Consider the following 17,466-nt stretch of genomic DNA (forward strand, 5'->3'; position numbering starts at 1 on the left):
CGACGCTCTGGTTCGACCGCGCTGCTGGCCGCCACCGTCATGCTGGCCGCCACCGCGTGCGCCGGCGGCCCGGCCGCGAAGGACGAGGACGGCGAGGCCGGGAGCGGCAGCCCGACCACACCCTCCGAGCAGCAGAGCAGCCCGGAGGCGAGCTCGGAGAACTCCCCCTCCGCCGGCCGGCGTCTGCCCCCCGCCAAGGGCAAGGTGGAGGTCACCACCACGGTCACCACCGGTCTCGACTCTCCCTGGGGGCTCGCCGCCCTGCCGGAAGGGGATCTGCTGGTCTCCTCCCGCGACAGCGGCAAGATCGTCCGGGTCGACGGGGAGAGCGGCAAGAAGACCGAGCTGGGCGAGGTCCCGGGTGTGGAGGCAGAGGGCGAAGGCGGCCTGCTGGGCCTCGCGGTGAACGACAACTACGTCTACGCCTACTACACCAGCGCCTCCGACAACCGCATCGTGCGGATGCTCTACAACCCCAAGAAGTCGCAGGGCCAGCAACTGGGCGCCCCCAGCAAGGTGTTCAGCGACCTCCCCAAGTCCGGCACACACAACGGCGGCCGTATCGCCTTCGGCCCCGACGAGATGCTCTACGTCGGCACCGGGGACGCAGGGGCTCCCGACCGCTCTCAGGACAAGGAGTCCCCCGCCGGCAAGATCCTGCGGATGCAGCCGGACGGATCCCCGCCCGAGGACGGCAACGCGGAGGACGACTCGGTCGTCCTCTCGCTCGGCCACCGCAACGTGCAGGGGCTCGCCTGGGATCGCGAGAAGCGGCTCTGGGCCTCGGAGTTCGGGCAGAACGAGTGGGACGAGCTGAACCTCGTCAAGCCCGGCAAGAACTACGGCTGGCCCGAGGTCGAGGGCAAGGGCGAGGGCGGGCAGACGGGCTTCACCGACCCGGTGGCGCAGTGGACCACCGAAGAGGCCTCACCCAGCGGGCTCGCCTGGGCCAAGGGATCGCTGTGGATGGCGGGCCTGCGCGGCGAACGGCTGTGGCGCATCCCGCTGGACGGCGAAAAGCCGCTGGCGAAGCCCGAGGCGTTCCTCGAGGGTGATCACGGGCGGCTTCGCACCGTGGTGTCCGACGGCAGCGACGGTCTGTGGCTGGTGACCAGCAACACAGACGGCCGCGGGGACCCCGAGAAGGGCGACGACCGTATTCTGAAGCTGAAGGTGCGCTGACTCCGATTTCGGCCCGCCGGCCCGGCCGCGCACGGTGGACAGCCACGCTGCCCTCGACCGGGAAGGAGCCCGAGAGTGTTCGGTCCCATGGAGGAAGTGTTCAACCCCGGCGCCCAGCTTGCCGAGGACGAGAAGCAGCAGCTGGAGCACACGCGTTACGAGGACGGCAGCAACGACCCGGCGAGGGGTCAGGTCGATCTGGACTCCGGCCGCATTCTCATTTCTCTGCCCGAGCAGCAGGCGGTGCTGCCGCCGAGGCACCGCCACTCGGAGAACCTGCCGATCGACTCCGCGCAGGCGCCTCGGCAGCGGGACCCGGAAGCAGTCTGAGGCGGTGCGCCATCGCGGCTGCCTCTCCCCTGCCGGTCACCGAGAGCTTCGACAGAATGTTGGAGACGTGCACGCTCGCTGTCTTGGGTGAGATGAAGAGCTCCTGGGCGATCTGGCGGTTGGTGCGCCCGACGGCCACCAGCGCGAGCACCGCCCGCTCCCGGCGGGTGAGGCCGAACGCCTCCAGCTCCTTCTCCCGCTCCTCGACGGCGTCCTCCTCCTGCTCGCAGGCGCTCTCGGTGACCTGCTCGGCGGCGCCGTGCTCCGGCTCCGCCAGCGAGATACGGGCCCGCAGTGCGAGCTGCTCGATCCGCTCGCTCAGTGGACGGGCGTCCAGCCGGGACGAGACGCGGTAGGCGTCGACCAGCACCCGCGCCGCCTTCCCGCGCCACTCCGGCCCTTCCTTCTCCCCGAGAAGCGCCTCGGCCAGGCGGTACCGGGCCTGGGCCAGCGGGAACGGACAGGGCATCGCCTCCAACGCCACCACCGCCTCCGCCCAGCGGTCCGAACGGGACTTCCCGGCCGCCCGCAGCAACTCCGCGTCGGTCAGCAGTCCGTAGGCGGCGGAGAGCGGGACCAGCCGGGGCAGCCGCCGGGCCGCCTCTTCGATCAGCTCGAGCACTTCCGCCCGCGCCGGCTCAGCGGACGGCAGGCCCCGCAGGTCGGATTCGGCGGACGCGGCGGCGAAGAGCAACGGCCAGCCGTACCCCTCCATGCCCATGGGGAAGCCGTTCTCCACGGCCTGCCTGAGGATGGCCCGGGTCTCCTCGACCCTCCCCCTGGCCGCCTCGATCTCCAACTCCAGCCGAGCCAGCGGGATGACGTACTGCGGCTGCGGATCGTGCGGGCCGTACCATTTGCGCGCCTCGGCGAGCTCCTGTGAGGCGAGGCCGGTGTCTCCCCGGTAGACGGCGAGCTGGCCGGCACGCAGCGCCGCGAAGGCGCGGGGCTTGACCCCCTGGGCAAGCCGACGGATCTGCTCGATCGCCTCGGTCACCTCGTCCCACCGACCGAGCATGCACAGCGTCGCGGCGCGGTTGCCGTGCAGCCATGCCTTGGTGTCCTGGAGGCCGTACTCGTGGGCGCGCGCGATGCCGTCCTCCAGGACCTCCAGCGCCTGCTCGTAGCGGCCGACGTGGTCCAGGGTGCCCGCGTAGTTGATGTGGGCACGGCCCAGGATCGCCACATAGCCGCGCTCGCAGACCCGCTTGACCGCCTCCGCCATCACCTCCAGGCCCTCGGTGATGTCCCCGGAATCGACCATCCGCCCGCCGAGGGTCAGCCTGGCGTGCAGCTCGACGCTCTCGGCCCCGACGACGGAGGCGAGCTCGACCGCGCGCTGCGCGGTGGCCAGATTGTCGGCGCGGGGGTTGTGATTGGCCTCCCAGGCCGCCGTATGGGCCAGCACCTCGGCGTGCACCGGGGACGGGTCCAGCCCGTGCACCAGATCCTGCGCCTGGCTCAACTCCGGCCAGCCGTCACCCTTTCCGGTGCCCTCCATCAACTTCGAGCGCTGAATCCAGAACCACGCCTTGCGCAGCGGATCGTCGTGCTTGTCCAGCAGCCGCTGGGCCTGCTTGATCACAGCGAGCGCACGCTTGCGCTCTCCGGCCATCAGCGCCGCATGCGCGGCCTCCGCGAGAAGATCCAGATAGCGAACCGACTCGTCCGTCGCGCCGCAGACCGGGTAAGCGCCGACCTGGTCCGGCGGACGCACATCCAGACGTGTCTCCCAGTCCGCGTCCTCCCACTGCTCCAGCGCCCTGTCCAGCAGGCGCAGCTGCTCGGCGAAGGCATAGCGGCGCCTCGCCTGCACTGCGGCCTCCAGCACCGCAGGCAGCGCCTTGGCGACGTCGTGCGCGTAGTACCAGTAGCTGGCGAGACGAGCGGCGCGCTGATCGGTCCTGACCAGCTCGGGAGTTGAGGCGAGAGCCTCGGCGTATCTGCGGTTGAGCGCGCTGCGCTCGCCCGGCAGCAGATCGTCGCAGACCGCTTCACGGACCAAGGCGTGGCGGAAGCGATAGCCTTCGCCGTCCTCCGTGGGTGCCAGCACCTTTGCCTCGACGGCTGCGCGCAGGGCGCCTATCAACTCGCTCTGCGTCTCCTCGGCCACCTCGGCGAGCAGCTGGTACTCCACAGTGGACCCGCCTTCGGCCACCAGCCGGACCACCTGCTGGGCGATCTCGGGCAGCGCCTCCACCCGGACCAGCAGCAGATCGCGCAGCGAATCGCTGATGTCGGAGTCGCCACGGCTGGTGGCCAACTCCTCGACGAAGAACGGGTTTCCCTCGGACCGCTCGAATATCTGCTCCACCAGCTCGGGCTCGGGCTCGCGCACCCCCTGGATACCGGCGATCTGAGCACGCACCTCGTCCTGGCTGAGCCGGGGCAGCTCGATCCGCTGCACGGAACGCAGTCGGTCGAGCTCGGCGAGGAAGGGCCTCAGCGGGTGCCGTCGGTGGATGTCGTCGGAACGGTAGGTGGCGACGAGCACCAGCCGCGAACGGTGCAGCGATCGGAGGAGGTAGGCGAGCATCTCGCGGGTGGAGCGGTCCGCCCAGTGCAGGTCCTCGATCACGAGAACCAGGGTTCGATCCTGCGCAAGGGCTTCCAGCAGCCGACCGCTCAACTCGAAGAGTCGCGCACGACCGTCCTCCTCGCGGAACTCCCGGGCGGCGTCGCCCAACTCGGGCAACAGCCGCGCGAGCTCGCCCTCCTGTCCGGCGGCGGCGTCGGTGAGCTCTTCACCCAGCTCTCGGTGCAGTGAACGCAGCACGGTCGACACCGGCGCGAACGGCAGCCCTTCGGCTCCGATCTCGATGCAGCCGCCCACAGCGGCGACCGCACCGGACTCCCGCACGACATCGAGGAACTCCTCGATGAGCCGGCTCTTGCCCACTCCAGCCTCGCCACCGACGACCAGGAGCTGTGGCTCACCGGTGCCGGCACGGGAGAGGGCTCGTTCGAGGGTGGACAACTCGGCCTGGCGGCCGACGAATACGGGGCTGATGCTCGATGCCTGCACAGGTCCGAGCATCGCATGGGGCACAGGAAACACGGCAGGGCCTGTCGCGGGTGAGCTGCCGGACCGCCGGTCAGGCAGCCTTCACCCAGCGACGGGCGCGCTCGGCAACGCGCTCTGCCACGCGGTCGGCAAGCGACTGGGCCGCCTCGGCCCGCACGACCTCACGGGCAAGCCGGTCTGCCTCTGCCGCGGCGTGCAGGTCGGCGATACGGGACTGGTAGACGATCGTGTGCTGCTGCATGACGGGCTCTCCTCTTCACCGGATTCACCGGCTCCTCGTTGTGATGACTCAAGAATCCCCTCTGAGGTGGCCTGGTCACATCGGGCGACTGCCTGATCTATCGACCCGATATGCCTTAGAGAAGGCGCCTCAACTAAGCAAGCCTCCTTAGATGCCTAGGCATTCAGGCGTTTCTCCTCCTTAGTCGATGAACGAGACCCCCGCGATCACCGCCTTCCCCCACCCCCACACCACACCACGAGGGCCGGACCGTACGCCGCAACGCGACGTACCGCCCGGCCCTCGCCGACCGTGCTCCGAGACCACTGTCCCGGCAGCGGCCTCAGCCCTCGACGCCCAGCTTCTCCAGGATCAGCTCCCGGACCCGCGCGGCGTCCGCCTGGCCCCTGGTGGCCTTCATGACAGCTCCGACCAGGGCTCCGGCCGCCGCGACCTTGCCCCCGCGGATCTTGTCCGCGATGGCGGCGTTGCCCTCGATGGCCTCGTCCACCGCCTTGCCGAGCGCGCCCTCGTCGGAGACGACCTTCAGGCCGCGCTTGTCGACGACCTCGTCGGGCGTGCCCTCTCCGGCCAGCACGCCCTCGATGGTCTGCCGCGCCAGCTTGTCGTTGAGCGAGCCCTCTGCCACCAACTCGCAGAGCCGCGCGACCTGTTCGGGCGTGATCGGCAACGACCCGAGGTCGACGCCGTCCTCGTTGGCACGGCGGGCGAGCTCGCCCATCCACCACTTGCGGGACTGGTCGGCCGGCGCACCGGCGTCGATCGTGGCGAGGATCGGGTCCAGCGCCCCGGCGTTCAGGACCGACTGCATCTCGTGCTCGGAGATGCCCCACTCCTCGCGCAGCCGGTTGCGGCGAAGACGCGGCAGCTCAGGCAGTGTGCCGCGCAGCTCCTCCACCCATTCCCGGCTCGGCGCCACCGGCACCAGGTCGGGCTCGGGGAAGTACCGGTAGTCCTCCGCCTCCTCCTTGATCCGGCCCGAGGTGGTGGAGCCGTCCTCCTCGTGGAAGTGGCGGGTCTCCTGGAGGATGGTGCCGCCGGCGTTCAGCACGCCCGCGTGGCGCTGCATCTCGAAGCGGGTGGCCCGCTCCACGCTGCGCAGCGAGTTGACGTTCTTCGTCTCGCTGCGGGTGCCGAACTTCTCCCGGCCGATCGGCCGCAGCGAGAGGTTCACGTCGCAGCGCATCTGGCCCATCTCCATGCGCGCTTCGGAGACTCCGAGCGCCTTGATGAGCTCGCGCAGCTCGGCGACGTACGCCTTGGCCACCTCGGGCGCGCGGGCGCCCGCGCCGACGATCGGCCTGGTGACGATCTCGATGAGCGGGATGCCGGCCCGGTTGTAGTCGAGCAGCGAGTGCGAGGCGCCGTGGATACGGCCCGTGGCACCGCCGATGTGCGTCGACTTCCCGGTGTCCTCCTCCATGTGGGCGCGCTCGATCTCCACGCGGAAGACCTCGCCGTCCTCCAACTGGACGTCGAGGAAGCCGTTGAAGGCGATCGGCTCGTCGTACTGGGAGGTCTGGAAGTTCTTCGGCATGTCCGGATAGAAGTAGTTCTTCCGGGCGAAGCGGCACCACTGTGCGATCTCGCAGTTCAGCGCGAGGCCGATACGGATCGCGGACTCGACCCCGGTCGCGTTGACCACCGGCAGCGAGCCGGGCAGTCCCAGGCAGGTGGGGCAGGTCTGGGTGTTGGCGTCGGCGCCGAGCGTCGTCGAACACCCGCAGAACATCTTGGTGTTGGTGCCGAGCTCGACATGGACCTCGAGGCCCATGACGGGGTCGTAGGACGCGAGCACGTCCTCGTACGACACCAGGTCAGTGACAGTCACGGAAGTTTGCCTTTCACCTTGCTCGAAGCGCTCAGCGCGGGGCGGGTGCCCCTCGCGCCGTGCGTTTCAGTCCGCGAGTACATCGAGGTCGCCCTCGTTGCTGATCCGGCGCAGCTCACGCACCAACAGCGCGATACCGGTGGCGATGGCCGCCGCGGAGACGACCGCGTCCACGAGCTGGAGCCTGTCGTGCTCGTAGCGGGCGGTCTTCAGCTGCTTCGCGACGCTCACCGCGCCGAACAGCGTGGTGCCGATGGACAGGTAGGTGCCGGCCTTGGACTTCTTGAAGCTCTTGGCCTTGTTGATCTTGCTCACAGTGACGGTGCCTCCTCAAGCAGCGGGTGTCCCCACCGTGCCTGGAAAGCGGCCTCCACGGCCGCACCCACACGGTAGAGGCGGTCATCGGCCATGGCGGGGGCGATGATCTGCAGCCCCACCGGCAGCCCGTCCTCGGGCGCCAGACCGCACGGCAGGGACATCGCCGCGTTGCCGGCCAGGTTGGACGGGATGGTGCACAGGTCGGCGAGGTACATCGCCATCGGGTCGTCCGCCCGCTCACCGATCGGGAAGGCGGTGGTCGGGGTGGTCGGCGAGACGAGCACGTCCACCGACTCGAAGGCCCGCTCGAAGTCCCGGGTGATCAGGGTGCGGACCTTCTGCGCCGAGCCGTAGTACGCGTCGTAGTAGCCCGAGCTGAGCGCGTAGGTGCCCAGCATGACGCGCCGCTTGACCTCGTCACCGAAGCCCGCCTCACGGGTGAGCGCGGTGACGTCCTCGGCCGAACGCGTGCCGTCGTCGCCGACCCGCAGGCCGTAGCGCATGGCGTCGAAGCGGGCCAGGTTGGAGGAGCACTCGCTGGGCGCGATCAGGTAGTACGCGGCCAGGGCCTTGGTGAAGGACGGGCAGGAGATCTCGACGATCTCGGCGCCCAACTCCCGCAGCAGCTCCACCGATTCCTCGAACCGCTGCATCACGCCGGCCTGGTAGCCCTCGCCGGCGAACTCCTTGACGACGCCGACGCGCATACCGCCGACGCCGCCCTCACGGCCCTCCCGCGCCGCGGCGACGACCTGCGGGACAGCGGCGTCGATGGAGGTGGAGTCCATCGCGTCGTGTCCGGCGATCGCCTCGTGCAGCAGCGCGGCGTCAAGGACGGTACGGGCGCAGGGGCCGCCCTGGTCGAGCGAGGAGGAGAAGGCGACCATGCCGTAGCGGGAGACACCGCCGTACGTCGGCTTCACACCCACGGTCGCGGTCACGGCGGCCGGCTGGCGGATGGATCCGCCGGTGTCGGTGCCGATCGCCAGCGGGGCCTGGAAGGAGGCGAGCGCGGCAGAGGAACCGCCGCCGGAGCCGCCCGGAATGCGGGTGAGGTCCCAGGGGTTGCCGGTGGGGCCGTACGCGCTGTTCTCCGTGGAGGAGCCCATCGCGAACTCGTCCATGTTGGTCTTGCCGAGGATCACCACGTCGGCTTCCTTGAGCCTGCGGGTGACCGTCGCGTCGTACGGTGGGATCCACCCTTCGAGGATCTTGGAGCCGACCGTCGTCGGCACTCCCTCGGTGGTGAAGATGTCCTTCAGCGCCAGCGGGACGCCGGCCAGCGGGCCGAGCTTCTCGCCGCGCTCCCGCTTCTCGTCCACCCGGCGGGCGGCGGCCAGCGCGCCCTCCCGGTCGACGTGCAGGAAGGCGTGCACCTTCTCGTCGACGGCCTCGATACGGGCCAGGTGGGCCTCGGCGACCTCGACGGCGGTGACGTCGCCGGCAGCGATGCGCGCCGCGGTCTCGGCCGCGGTCAGTCTGGTCAGATCAGCCATGCCGGTCACTCCTCGCCCAGGATCTGCGGGACCTTGAAACGCTGCTGCTCCTGCGCGGGGGCGCCGGAGAGCGCCTGGTCCGCGGTGAGACTCGGCCGGACCTCGTCCGGGCGCATCACGTTGGTCAGTGGAAGCGGGTGCGAGGTCGGCGGAACATCCTCGTCGGCGACCTCGGAGACGGCGGCGACCGCTCCGATGATGTCGTCGAGCTGTCCGGCGAAGTGGTCGAGCTCCTCGTCCTTCAGCTCCAGGCGAGCCAGCCGGGCGAGGTGAGCGACCTCCTCGCGCGTAATGCCAGGCATGCGGCGATCCTTAGGGGTTCTCGGCAGTCTGGTCCGGAGTGGCTCCGGATCGGTTGCCCAATCCTATGGCGCGCGGCGCACTGGATGCCGCCCGCCCGTGGGGAGCGGGCCGCGGCAGGAGCCGGCGCGGGCCTCAACTCCGGCCGCGGCCCGCTCTGCCCTGCTGCGACAGCGGCTTGCGCATCGGCTGGGTCTCGGCGGGGTCCCGCTCCGCGCCCGTGCTCTCCGCGGGCGGCTCGGCCGGGGCCGGAACCGACGCGGGCTCGGCCCGCTCCGGGTCCTGGTCGAGCGCTGGCGGCGCCGGCGCCGGCGCCGGCGCCCGCACCGAGTCGCGGGCCCTCAGCCAGGACGTCGCCTCGGCCGGCGGCAGCGCGGCCGAGACCAGCCAGCCCTGTACGGCGTCGCAGCCCAGGTCCCGGAGGCGCTCCCAGGTCTCGTCGTCCTCCACGCCCTCGGCCACCACCAGCAGGCCGAGCGAGTGGGCGAGGTCGATGGTGCAGCGGACGATCTCGGCGTCCTGGGTGTCGATCGCCAGCCGGGCGACGAAGGAGCGGTCGATCTTCAACTCGCTGACCGGCAGCCGTCGCAGATGCACCAGCGAGGAGTATCCGGTGCCGAAGTCGTCCAGGGACATCTTGACGCCGTGGCCGGTCAACGCGGCCAGGGTGGCCGCCGCCTGCTGGGGCTCCTCCAGGAGCACGTGCTCGGTGATCTCCAACTGGAGCGCGGAGGCCGGTACGCCGTGCCGGGCGAGCCGGGCTGCGACGGAACCGGCGAAGCCCGGGCTGTGCACATCCCTCGGGGAGACGTTGACAGCGACCGGGACGTCCAGGCCGGCCGCCCGCCAGTTGGCGACCTGGAGCAGCGCGGTCTCCAGCACGTACTCGGTCAGCCGCGGCATCAGCCCGGAGCTCTCCGCTATGGCGATGAACTCGTCCGGCGGTACCCTGCCGCGCTCCGGGTGCCGCCACCGCACCAGTGCCTCCAGCCCTGCGACCTCACCGTTGAACCGCACCTTGGGCTGGTAGTGCAGCTCCACCTCGCCGGCGTCCAGGGCGCGGCGCAGATCGCCCAACAGGCCAAGCCGGTCCGGGGTGTTGCCGTCGCGGTGGCTGTCGTAGACCTCCACGCCGCTGCGGTCCCGCTTCGCCGCGTACATGGCCACGTCGGCACGGCGCAGCAGCCCCTCCGCCTCGTCCGCGTGGTCGGGGAAGACCGCGACGCCGGCACTCGCCTCCAGGACCAGCGTCAGCCCGTCCAGGTCCAGCGGTGAACCGAGCGCGGCCACCAGGGTGCGGGCGGAGCGCTGGGCGCTCGTGGCCGAGTGGGTCTGCGGCAGCAGTACGGCGAACTCGTCGCCGCCGAGACGGGCCGCCTCCGCGCCCCGGGGCAGTGCGAGGCGGAGCCGGTCGGCGATCTGCAACAGCAGCCGGTCGCCGGCGAGATGACCGAGGGTGTCGTTGACGGAGCGGAACCGGTCGAGGTCTATCAGGACGAGAGCGGACTTCGCCTGCTGCCGCTCGGCCTCGTCCAGAGCCACGCGGGCCCGCTCCAGGAGCCACATGCGGTTCGGCAGACCGGTCAGGGGGTCGCGCAGCTGCTCCTCGGCGCGCGCCCGCGCCATCCACAGGGTGGAGTCGACGGCGATCAGCGGTATGGCGAACAGCGGGAGCAGCAGCGGCATATGGGCCGCCACCACCACGATCAGCGGCGAGAGCCCGAGCAGGGCGACGCAGAGCAGGGCCTGACGGACCAGGGCGCCCCGCGTGGCAGTCGGCAGGCCGCCGCCGCGCGGTGAGAGGCAGAACCACAACAGCAGCCGGGTGACCAGCAGATAGGTGCAGGCGGCGATGAGCACCTCGGGAACCGCCGCCGGCTGCCAGTCCCCCGGCGTCCAGGGTGACTCGACCGAGTGGGAGGTGCCGAAGGCGGCCATGGTGAGCGCCGAGGCGCCGATGCCGAGGATGTCGGCGGCGCCGTGCACCAGCGCCTCCCGGCGACGGCTGCGGCGGGCGACCGCGACCAGGACGACCAGGACGAGGCTGACGAGCGCGGCCGGCACCCAGCCGTACAGCAGCAGCACCGCCAGAGTGAGGGCGGCACCCGAACCGGTGCCGCCCCACCAGCGGTCGCGCCCGAGCGCGACGAGATGGCCGACGATGATGCCGGTCAGGATGGCCAGGCCCCAACCGACCGTGCTGCCGGGGAAGAGCGCCCGGCCGTCGTCGAGCACCCGGTAGACACCGATCAGCAGTGCGAGGAGCGCGCCGACGACGGCCAGAGCGGGCAGCGCGAAGCGCTGGTCCTCCCGCGCACCGTACAACCGAGAAGGCTTCACTCTCTGTGAGTGCCGCTCCTGGGGACCCGCGAAACCGGGACGGGGAGGGCGAGTTCTCGCTCGCGCCGCCCGGTCCTGCGGATTCTGCTGCATGCGTCCCTCTCCCGGCCTTCAGTGCCATGCCACGGCGGGCGCGCGGAAGCTGCTGGTGGCGCCCGCTTCGCGGCAGCAGTCGCCGGGTGGCCGAAAGCCCGGCCCCGCGGACCCGGACACCGCCCCACCAGGCCCCTCTCCCGCGTCCACCGGAAAGGTGACGGCGAGTCAACCAGGGCGCTCCGTACGGCCGTTCAGTCGAACGTTACCCAACTGCCCAGGCTATTCAGTCGGGTTTACCGCACTTTCCCTGGCCGCATCGGGCCCGTCGGCCAGCAGGACGCCGAGACCGGCGTCGTCCAGGAGGGGCACCTTGAGCTGGACGGCCTTGTCGTACTTGGATCCCGGGCTCGCGCCGGCGACGACGAAGTGGGTCTTCTTCGACACCGATCCGGTCACCTTCGCGCCCTGCTCCTGAAGCGCGTCCCGCGCCGCGTCGCGGGTGTAGGAGTCCAGGGTGCCGGTCACCACGACGGTGAGGCCGTCCAGCGGTCTCGGCCCGCTGTCCTCGCCGCCCTCCTCCTCCATGCGCACTCCGGCGGCACGCCAGCGCTCCACGATCTCGCGGTGCCACTCCTCCGCGAACCAGCTCTTGAGGGACGCCGCGATCGTCGGGCCGACACCCTCGGTGACGGCGAGCTCCGTCTCCTCCGCCTCGGCGATGCGCTCCAGCGATCGGAACTTGCGCGCCAGCGCCTCGGCGGCGACCGGGCCGACGTGCCGGATGGACAGACCGGTGATGACCCGCGCGAGCGGGCGCTCCTTCGCCGCGCGGATGTTCTCCAGCAGCGCCAGGGTGTTCTTCCTGGGCTCGCCCTTCTGGTTGGCGAAGAGGGTGACGACCTTCGGCTCGCCGGACTCCGGATCGCGCTTGGGCAGCCCGCTGTCCTGGTCGAGCACGTAGGTCTTGATGGGCAGCAGCTGCTCCACCGTCAGGTCGAACAGCCCGCCCTCGTCGCGCAGCGGGGGTTCCCCGGGCTCCAGCGGCTGGGTGAGGGCGGCGGCTGCGACATAGCCGAAATGCTCGATGTCCAGCGATTTGCGCCCGGCGAGGTAGAAGAGCCGCTCGCGCAACTGGGCGGGGCAGGAACGGGCGTTGGGGCAGCGGAGGTCGATGTCTCCCTCCTTCATCGCCCGCAGCTCGGTGTCGCAGTCCGGGCAGTGGGAGGGCATCACGAACTCGCGCTCGCTGCCGTCCCTCAGGTCCGCCACCGGCCCGAGGATCTCCGGGATGACGTCGCCCGCCTTGCGCAGCACCACCGTGTCACCGATGAACACACCCTTGGCGCGCACCACTTCCTGGTTGTGCAGAGTGGCGAACTCCACCTCGCTGCCGGCCACCGTCACCGGCGCCACCACTGCGTAGGGCGTGACTCTGCCGGTCCGGCCGACACCGACCCTGATGTCGACGAGTTCGGTGTTCACCTCTTCGGGTGGGAACTTCCAGGCGATCGCCCAACGCGGCGCCCGGGAGGTCGAACCCAGCCGCCCCTGGAGCGGGATCTCGTCGAGCTTGACGACCGCGCCGTCGATCTCGTGCGCCATACCGCGCCGGTTGGTGGCGGCGTCCTTGATGAACTTCCGTACACCTTCGAGCGAATCGACCACCCGGTTGTACCGAGAGGTCGGCAGTCCCCACTCGGCCAGCAGCTCGTACGCCTCGGAGAGCCGGCTCATGCTCTCGCCCTCCAGCGCGCCGATGCCGTGCACCAGCATGCGCAGCGGGCGCGTGGCGGTGACCTTCGGGTCCTTCTGGCGCAGTGAACCGGCCGCGGCGTTCCGCGGGTTGGCAAAGGGGGTCTTGCCCTCGCCGACCAGGCGGGCGTTGAGCTCGCTGAAGCTCTCCATCGGGAAGTAGACCTCGCCGCGCACCTCGACGAGGTCGGGCACCCGCTCGCCGCTCAGCCGGTGCGGAATGTCCTCCAGCGTGCGGACGTTGGGGGTGATGTCCTCGCCGGTGCGGCCGTCGCCCCGGGTGGCGGCCCGCACCAGCCGACCCTGCTCGTAGGTGAGGTTGACCGCGAGCCCGTCGATCTTGTGCTCGCAGAGGAAGTGGTAGGACAGGCCTTCCAGCTCACGCGCGATCCGGTCGGCCCAGGAGTCGAGCTCGTCCTCGTCGAAGGCGTTGTCCAGCGAGAGCATCCGCTCGCGGTGGGCGACCTCGGTGAACTCCGTCTCGTAGCGGCGGGCCACCTGCTGGGTGGGCGACTGCGGAGTGCGCAGCGAGCTGTACCGCTCCTCCAGCGCCTCCAACTCCCGCAGCAGCCGGTCGAATTCGGCGTCGCTGACGACCGGGGCGTCCTTCACGTAGTACCGGAAGCGGTGCTCGTCGACCTCCTCGGCCAGGGCCGCGTGCCGCTGCTGTGCCTCGGCCGGTACGCCTGTCTCTTCGGCAGCCACCGTCAGTTCCTCCCGTTACTCAGGGTCGTTGGCGAGGGATCTCGCCGACCGGGCGCAGTGGGCGAGGGCGCGCCGGGCGTACGCCGGAGAGGCCCCGGCGAGCCCGCACGAAGGGGAGACCACCACCGATTCGGTGAGCAGCCCCGGCGACAGGCCCAACCTGCGCCACAGCGACCTGACTCCCGAGACGCTACCGTCCGGGTCTGACAATTCCGCCGCGTCGCTCCCGGCGCCCGGTACGACGCCCGCGAACAGCGCCGTGCCGCCCTCGACGGCCTCGCCCAGCGTCTCGTCGTCACGCTCGGTCAGCAGGGCCGCGTCGAAGGAGATGCCCGTGACCCCCGCTCTGCACAGCAGCGCGAACGGCACGTCCGGAGCGCAGGAGTGCACCACCACGGGCGCCCCGTCGGCCACCGCGACGAAGTCCCGCAGCACGCCCTCCACCACCGCGCGGTCCACGGCACGGTGGGTGCGGTAGCCGCTCGCACTCGCCACCCGGCCGGCCAGCACCGCGGTCAACGAGGGCTCGTCGAGCTGGAGTACGGGCTCGGCGCCGGGGACCCGGCGCCGCAGCTCGGCGAGGTGGCCGCGCAGTCCCTCGGCGAGTGAACCGGCCAGGTCGCGGCAGGCACCGGCGTCCGAGAGCATCGCCTCCCCGCCGCGCAGCTCCATCGAGGCGGCGAGCGTCCACGGTCCGACGGCCGAGACCTTGAGCGGGCCCCGGTAGCCCTGGGTGAACTCCTCCAGCGCGTCCAGGTCCTCGCCCAGCCAGGCGCGCGCCCGCCGGGTGTCCCGGCCGGGCCGGTCGGCGATCCGCCAACCGCTGGGCTGGAGGTGCGCGTACAGCTCCACCAGCAGCCCCGCAGTGCGGCCGACCATGTCGGCGCCCGGCCCCCGGGCGGGCAGTTCGGGCAGATACGGCAGCGCATCGAGGCTCTCGACGACGGTCTTGACCGACTCCCTGACGTCCTCGCCGGGCATCGAACCGATCCCGGTCGCGGTGCCGGGGCCCCAGCTGAACTTCCCTGTCTCACTCACGCCCGAAGCCTACGGAATCCCGTACCGGCCCCCGCTCCCGCCTGCCTGCTCCGACGGCCGGGCGCGGCCGGTGGCCGTCCGCCGGCCGCCGTCAGTCGCCCGTCGCCCGTCGTCAGTCGCCCGTCGTCTCCGGCCGCCGTGTCCGTCGCCCGCCGTCAGGAGCCGGGGCGCACCGTGAGGTCGGTCAGGTGCGCGTCGCGCGGCAGGTCGATCGCGGCGAGGACGGTCCTGGCCACCGAAGCCGGGTCGATCCACGCCTGCGGGTCGTACTCCTTGCCCTCCTGCCGGTGCACCTTGACCTGCATGGGGGTGGCGGTGCGGCCCGGATAGACGCTGGTGACACGTACGCCCGCCGCGGCCTCCTCGCCCCGCAGGGAGTCGGCGAGCGCCTTGAGCCCGTGCTTGCTCGCGGCGTAGGCGCTCCAGTGCGGGTTTGCGTGGAGGCCGGCGCCGGAGTTGACGAACACGACGTGCCCGCGCACCAGGCGCACCTGCGGGAGCATCAGCCGGGTCAGCTCGGCCGGCGCCACCAGATTGGCGGCAAGCGTCGCGTCCCACACCTTCGGGGTGAGTTCGTCCACTCGGCCGAGGTCGACGACTCCCGCGATGTGCAGCAGCGAGTCCAGCTCGGCGGGCATCGTCTGGTGTCCGAACGCCCAGGAGAGCCGGGACGGTTGGGCCAGGTCGCCGACGAGTGTGCGCAGCCGCCCGCCGTGCTCCTCGGCCACCGGCGCGAACTGCGCCGCCGTCTCCTTCGCCCGGCCGGCGTTCCTGGCGAGCAACCAGACCTCATCACCCCGCTCCAGCAGTGCGCGCGCCACCTCCGCTCCGATGCCCGAGCCGGCTCCCGTGATCAGATGCGTTGCCATGCCCACATGATGACGCACCGGCAGGCGTCGTGGCGCCCGGCACCCATATGCCAGTGCGGCGCCCGATTGCGGGAGGCGGCACATCTCGCTGGTCAGCCAGCGCGTCGCGGGCCCGCTCGGTATGCTGCACGAGCAGTTCCGACATAAAGCGCAAATCCCACGGAGTAGCGGGGTCGAAATGGCAAAGCGCACGTCGTTCAGCACTCGGGACATCGGCATAGACCTCGGCACCACCAACACCCTGGTCTGCAGCCGAGGCAGAGGAATCATCCTGAACGAACCGTCCATCGTCGCGGTCGACTCCGCGAACGGCAAGGTGAGGGCCGTGGGCAGGGAAGCGGCGGACGCGGTGGGCCGCGCCTCGGGCTCGGTCGTCGCGACCCGTCCCCTCGGCAAAGGAGTCATCACCGACCTGGACGCCGCGGAGGCACTGCTGAGGCGCTGTCTGCGCAGGGCCCGCACCGCCCGCGCCCGCGCACCCCGTGCAATCGTCTCGGTTCCCCGGGGCATCACCGAGGTCGAACGACAAGCCGTGCTCCAGACCACCGCACGAGCCGGGGCCAGGTCCGTCCACCTGGTGGAGCAGCCGATGGCCGCCGCGATCGGCGCCGGCCTGCCGGTGTACGAGCCGCAGGGTTCAATGGTCGTCGACCTGGGCGGCGGCTCCACCGAACTGTCGATCATCTCGCTGGGCGGCACCGTCGTCTCCCGCTCCTGCCGGGTCGCCGGCGACTCGCTGGACGCGGCGATCGTCGCTCACGCAGACCGCGAGCACTCCGTGACCATCGGCGAAAGCACCGCCGAGCGCGTCAAGTTGGAACTCGGCCGGGGCGCGGGCGTCCAGGTGCACGGACGCGACAAGTCGACCGGCATGCCCAAGTACGCGGACCTCACCACCGCCGAGCTGCTGGAGGTCATCGAGCCGGCGCTGGAGACCATCACCGAGATGGTCACCTCCGCCTTCGACGAGTGCCCGCCCGAGCTCTACAGCGACATCATGGAGCGCGGCATCGTCCTCACCGGCGGCGGCGCCCTGCTGCGCGGCCTGGACGAACGCATCTCCCGCACCACCGGAATGCCGGTGGTGGTCGCGGACGACCCGACGACCTGCGTCGCTCTGGGCACCGCGCGCTGCCTCGCCGAGTACGACCAGCTGGCCGCCCTCTTCGGTCGCCCGCGCCTGCTGGCACACGCCGCCTGAGCCTCCGCCGCCCGGTCCGGCCGCCCCGCGTCCGGTGCGCGAGCCGCGCACACGCGGGTGCCGTCGACAGGTCGTACGCTGGCGAACGGGGTCCGAGAATCCACGAGCAGCACGAAAGTGAGTGGTCCAAGGATGTACGCCGTCAAGAGCACGCTTCCGGACGAAGACCTCAGGGTGGTGGCCGGGGCCCTGCAGGGCGCGCTGGTCGACCTCGTCGACCTGTCACTGGTCGCCAAGCAGACCCACTGGAACATCGTCGGCCCGCGGTTCCGCTCGATCCACCTCCAGCTCGACGAGGTGGTCGACACCGCACGCCAGTACAGCGACACCGTGGCCGAGCGCGCCTCGGCCCTCGGAGTGCCCCCCGACGGCCGAGTGGGGACCGTCGCCGCGACGACGGGCATCAGCACCGTCGCGGAGGGCTGGCAGCGGGACACCGACGCGGTCGGCGCGATGGTCGACTCGCTGAGCGGGATCGTCGGCCGCATGCGCGACCGGATGAAGGCCGCGGGCAAGGCCGACCCGGTCACCGAGGACATCTTCATCAGCCTCACCGGCGAGCTGGAGAAGCACCACTGGATGTTCCAGGCCGAGAACGGCAGCTGACGCCGCGCTCTCGGTCATACCGAGAGCGGCCCGACCGATCCGACCGCGCCCGGCGCCCGTGCACACACCACGGGCGCCGGGCGCGGTCGTGCCGGCAGTGCGGTGCGGGGCGCGGTGCGACAGTGCGCGACAGGTCGGTGCGACGGCGGGGCCGGCCGCCCGGCGGCACCGTTGTCAGTGGCGGTCGCTAGGTTGG

At 71.2% G+C, this 17,466-nt stretch carries 14 protein-coding genes; 4 read left to right on the plus strand and 10 right to left on the minus strand.

What is annotated here, in order from left to right:
- Positions 1-39: 39 nt before the first annotated feature.
- Positions 40-1,182: a PQQ-dependent sugar dehydrogenase gene (locus JGS22_RS00805; RefSeq protein WP_211039620.1), complete on the plus strand. Its 1,143-nt coding sequence runs from the start codon at positions 40-42 to the stop codon at positions 1,180-1,182.
- Between the two features lie 87 nt (positions 1,183-1,269).
- Positions 1,270-1,512, plus strand: coding sequence for a DUF6191 domain-containing protein (locus tag JGS22_RS25775; protein WP_236073269.1), 243 nt, complete (start codon positions 1,270-1,272; stop codon positions 1,510-1,512).
- Here JGS22_RS25775 and JGS22_RS00810 read toward each other — a convergent pair.
- The 10 genes from JGS22_RS00810 to JGS22_RS00855 all read right to left on the minus strand — a co-directional run bounded on the left by JGS22_RS00810 (position 1,400) and on the right by JGS22_RS00855 (position 15,463).
- Entirely contained in the window at positions 1,400-4,537 is a 3,138-nt protein-coding gene (locus JGS22_RS00810) for a helix-turn-helix transcriptional regulator (protein ID WP_308405449.1), read from the minus strand. The genes JGS22_RS25775 and JGS22_RS00810 overlap by 113 nt on opposite strands.
- A gap of 70 nt (positions 4,538-4,607) precedes the next feature.
- On the minus strand, positions 4,608-4,778 hold the full coding sequence (locus JGS22_RS00815; RefSeq protein WP_211039594.1) for a hypothetical protein: 171 nt from the start codon (positions 4,776-4,778) through the stop codon (positions 4,608-4,610).
- Between the two features lie 322 nt (positions 4,779-5,100).
- Entirely contained in the window at positions 5,101-6,609 is a 1,509-nt protein-coding gene (gene gatB, locus JGS22_RS00820; RefSeq protein ID WP_211038691.1) for an Asp-tRNA(Asn)/Glu-tRNA(Gln) amidotransferase subunit GatB, read from the minus strand.
- Between the two features lie 66 nt (positions 6,610-6,675).
- Entirely contained in the window at positions 6,676-6,924 is a 249-nt protein-coding gene (locus JGS22_RS00825; RefSeq protein WP_211038692.1) for a hypothetical protein, read from the minus strand.
- Positions 6,921-8,423, minus strand: coding sequence for an Asp-tRNA(Asn)/Glu-tRNA(Gln) amidotransferase subunit GatA (gene gatA, locus JGS22_RS00830; RefSeq protein ID WP_211038693.1), 1,503 nt, complete (start codon positions 8,421-8,423; stop codon positions 6,921-6,923). Before gatA ends, JGS22_RS00825 begins: the two co-directional genes overlap by 4 nt.
- Positions 8,424-8,428: 5 nt before the next feature.
- A complete protein-coding gene (gatC, locus tag JGS22_RS00835; RefSeq protein WP_211038694.1) occupies positions 8,429-8,725 on the minus strand; it encodes an Asp-tRNA(Asn)/Glu-tRNA(Gln) amidotransferase subunit GatC in 297 nt (98 codons plus the stop codon).
- Between the two features lie 133 nt (positions 8,726-8,858).
- A complete protein-coding gene (locus JGS22_RS00840) occupies positions 8,859-11,156 on the minus strand; it encodes a putative bifunctional diguanylate cyclase/phosphodiesterase (RefSeq protein WP_211038695.1) in 2,298 nt (765 codons plus the stop codon).
- A gap of 222 nt (positions 11,157-11,378) precedes the next feature.
- The gene (gene ligA, locus JGS22_RS00845) at positions 11,379-13,556 is read right to left on the minus strand and encodes an NAD-dependent DNA ligase LigA (RefSeq protein ID WP_211038696.1); all 2,178 of its coding nucleotides are present in this window, start codon (positions 13,554-13,556) and stop codon (positions 11,379-11,381) included.
- 15 nt (positions 13,557-13,571) lie between these two features.
- Positions 13,572-14,594: a methionine synthase gene (locus JGS22_RS00850; protein ID WP_211038697.1), complete on the minus strand. Its 1,023-nt coding sequence runs from the start codon at positions 14,592-14,594 to the stop codon at positions 13,572-13,574.
- Positions 14,595-14,749: 155 nt separating this feature from the next.
- Positions 14,750-15,463: an SDR family oxidoreductase gene (locus JGS22_RS00855; RefSeq protein ID WP_211038698.1), complete on the minus strand. Its 714-nt coding sequence runs from the start codon at positions 15,461-15,463 to the stop codon at positions 14,750-14,752.
- 178 nt (positions 15,464-15,641) lie between these two features.
- Between JGS22_RS00855 and JGS22_RS00860 the strand changes: the two genes are divergently transcribed.
- Both JGS22_RS00860 and JGS22_RS00865 read left to right on the plus strand, forming a co-directional pair.
- Positions 15,642-16,664 (plus strand): rod shape-determining protein, encoded by a 1,023-nt coding sequence (locus JGS22_RS00860; protein ID WP_211038699.1) that lies wholly within the window; start codon positions 15,642-15,644, stop codon positions 16,662-16,664.
- A 132-nt stretch (positions 16,665-16,796) separates the two neighbouring features.
- Entirely contained in the window at positions 16,797-17,270 is a 474-nt protein-coding gene (locus tag JGS22_RS00865) for a Dps family protein (RefSeq protein ID WP_211038777.1), read from the plus strand.
- Positions 17,271-17,466: the final 196 nt, after the last annotated feature.

Source organism: Streptomyces tardus (assembly GCF_018101125.2).
GTDB classification, from domain to species: Bacteria; Actinomycetota; Actinomycetes; order Streptomycetales; family Streptomycetaceae; genus Streptomyces; species Streptomyces tardus.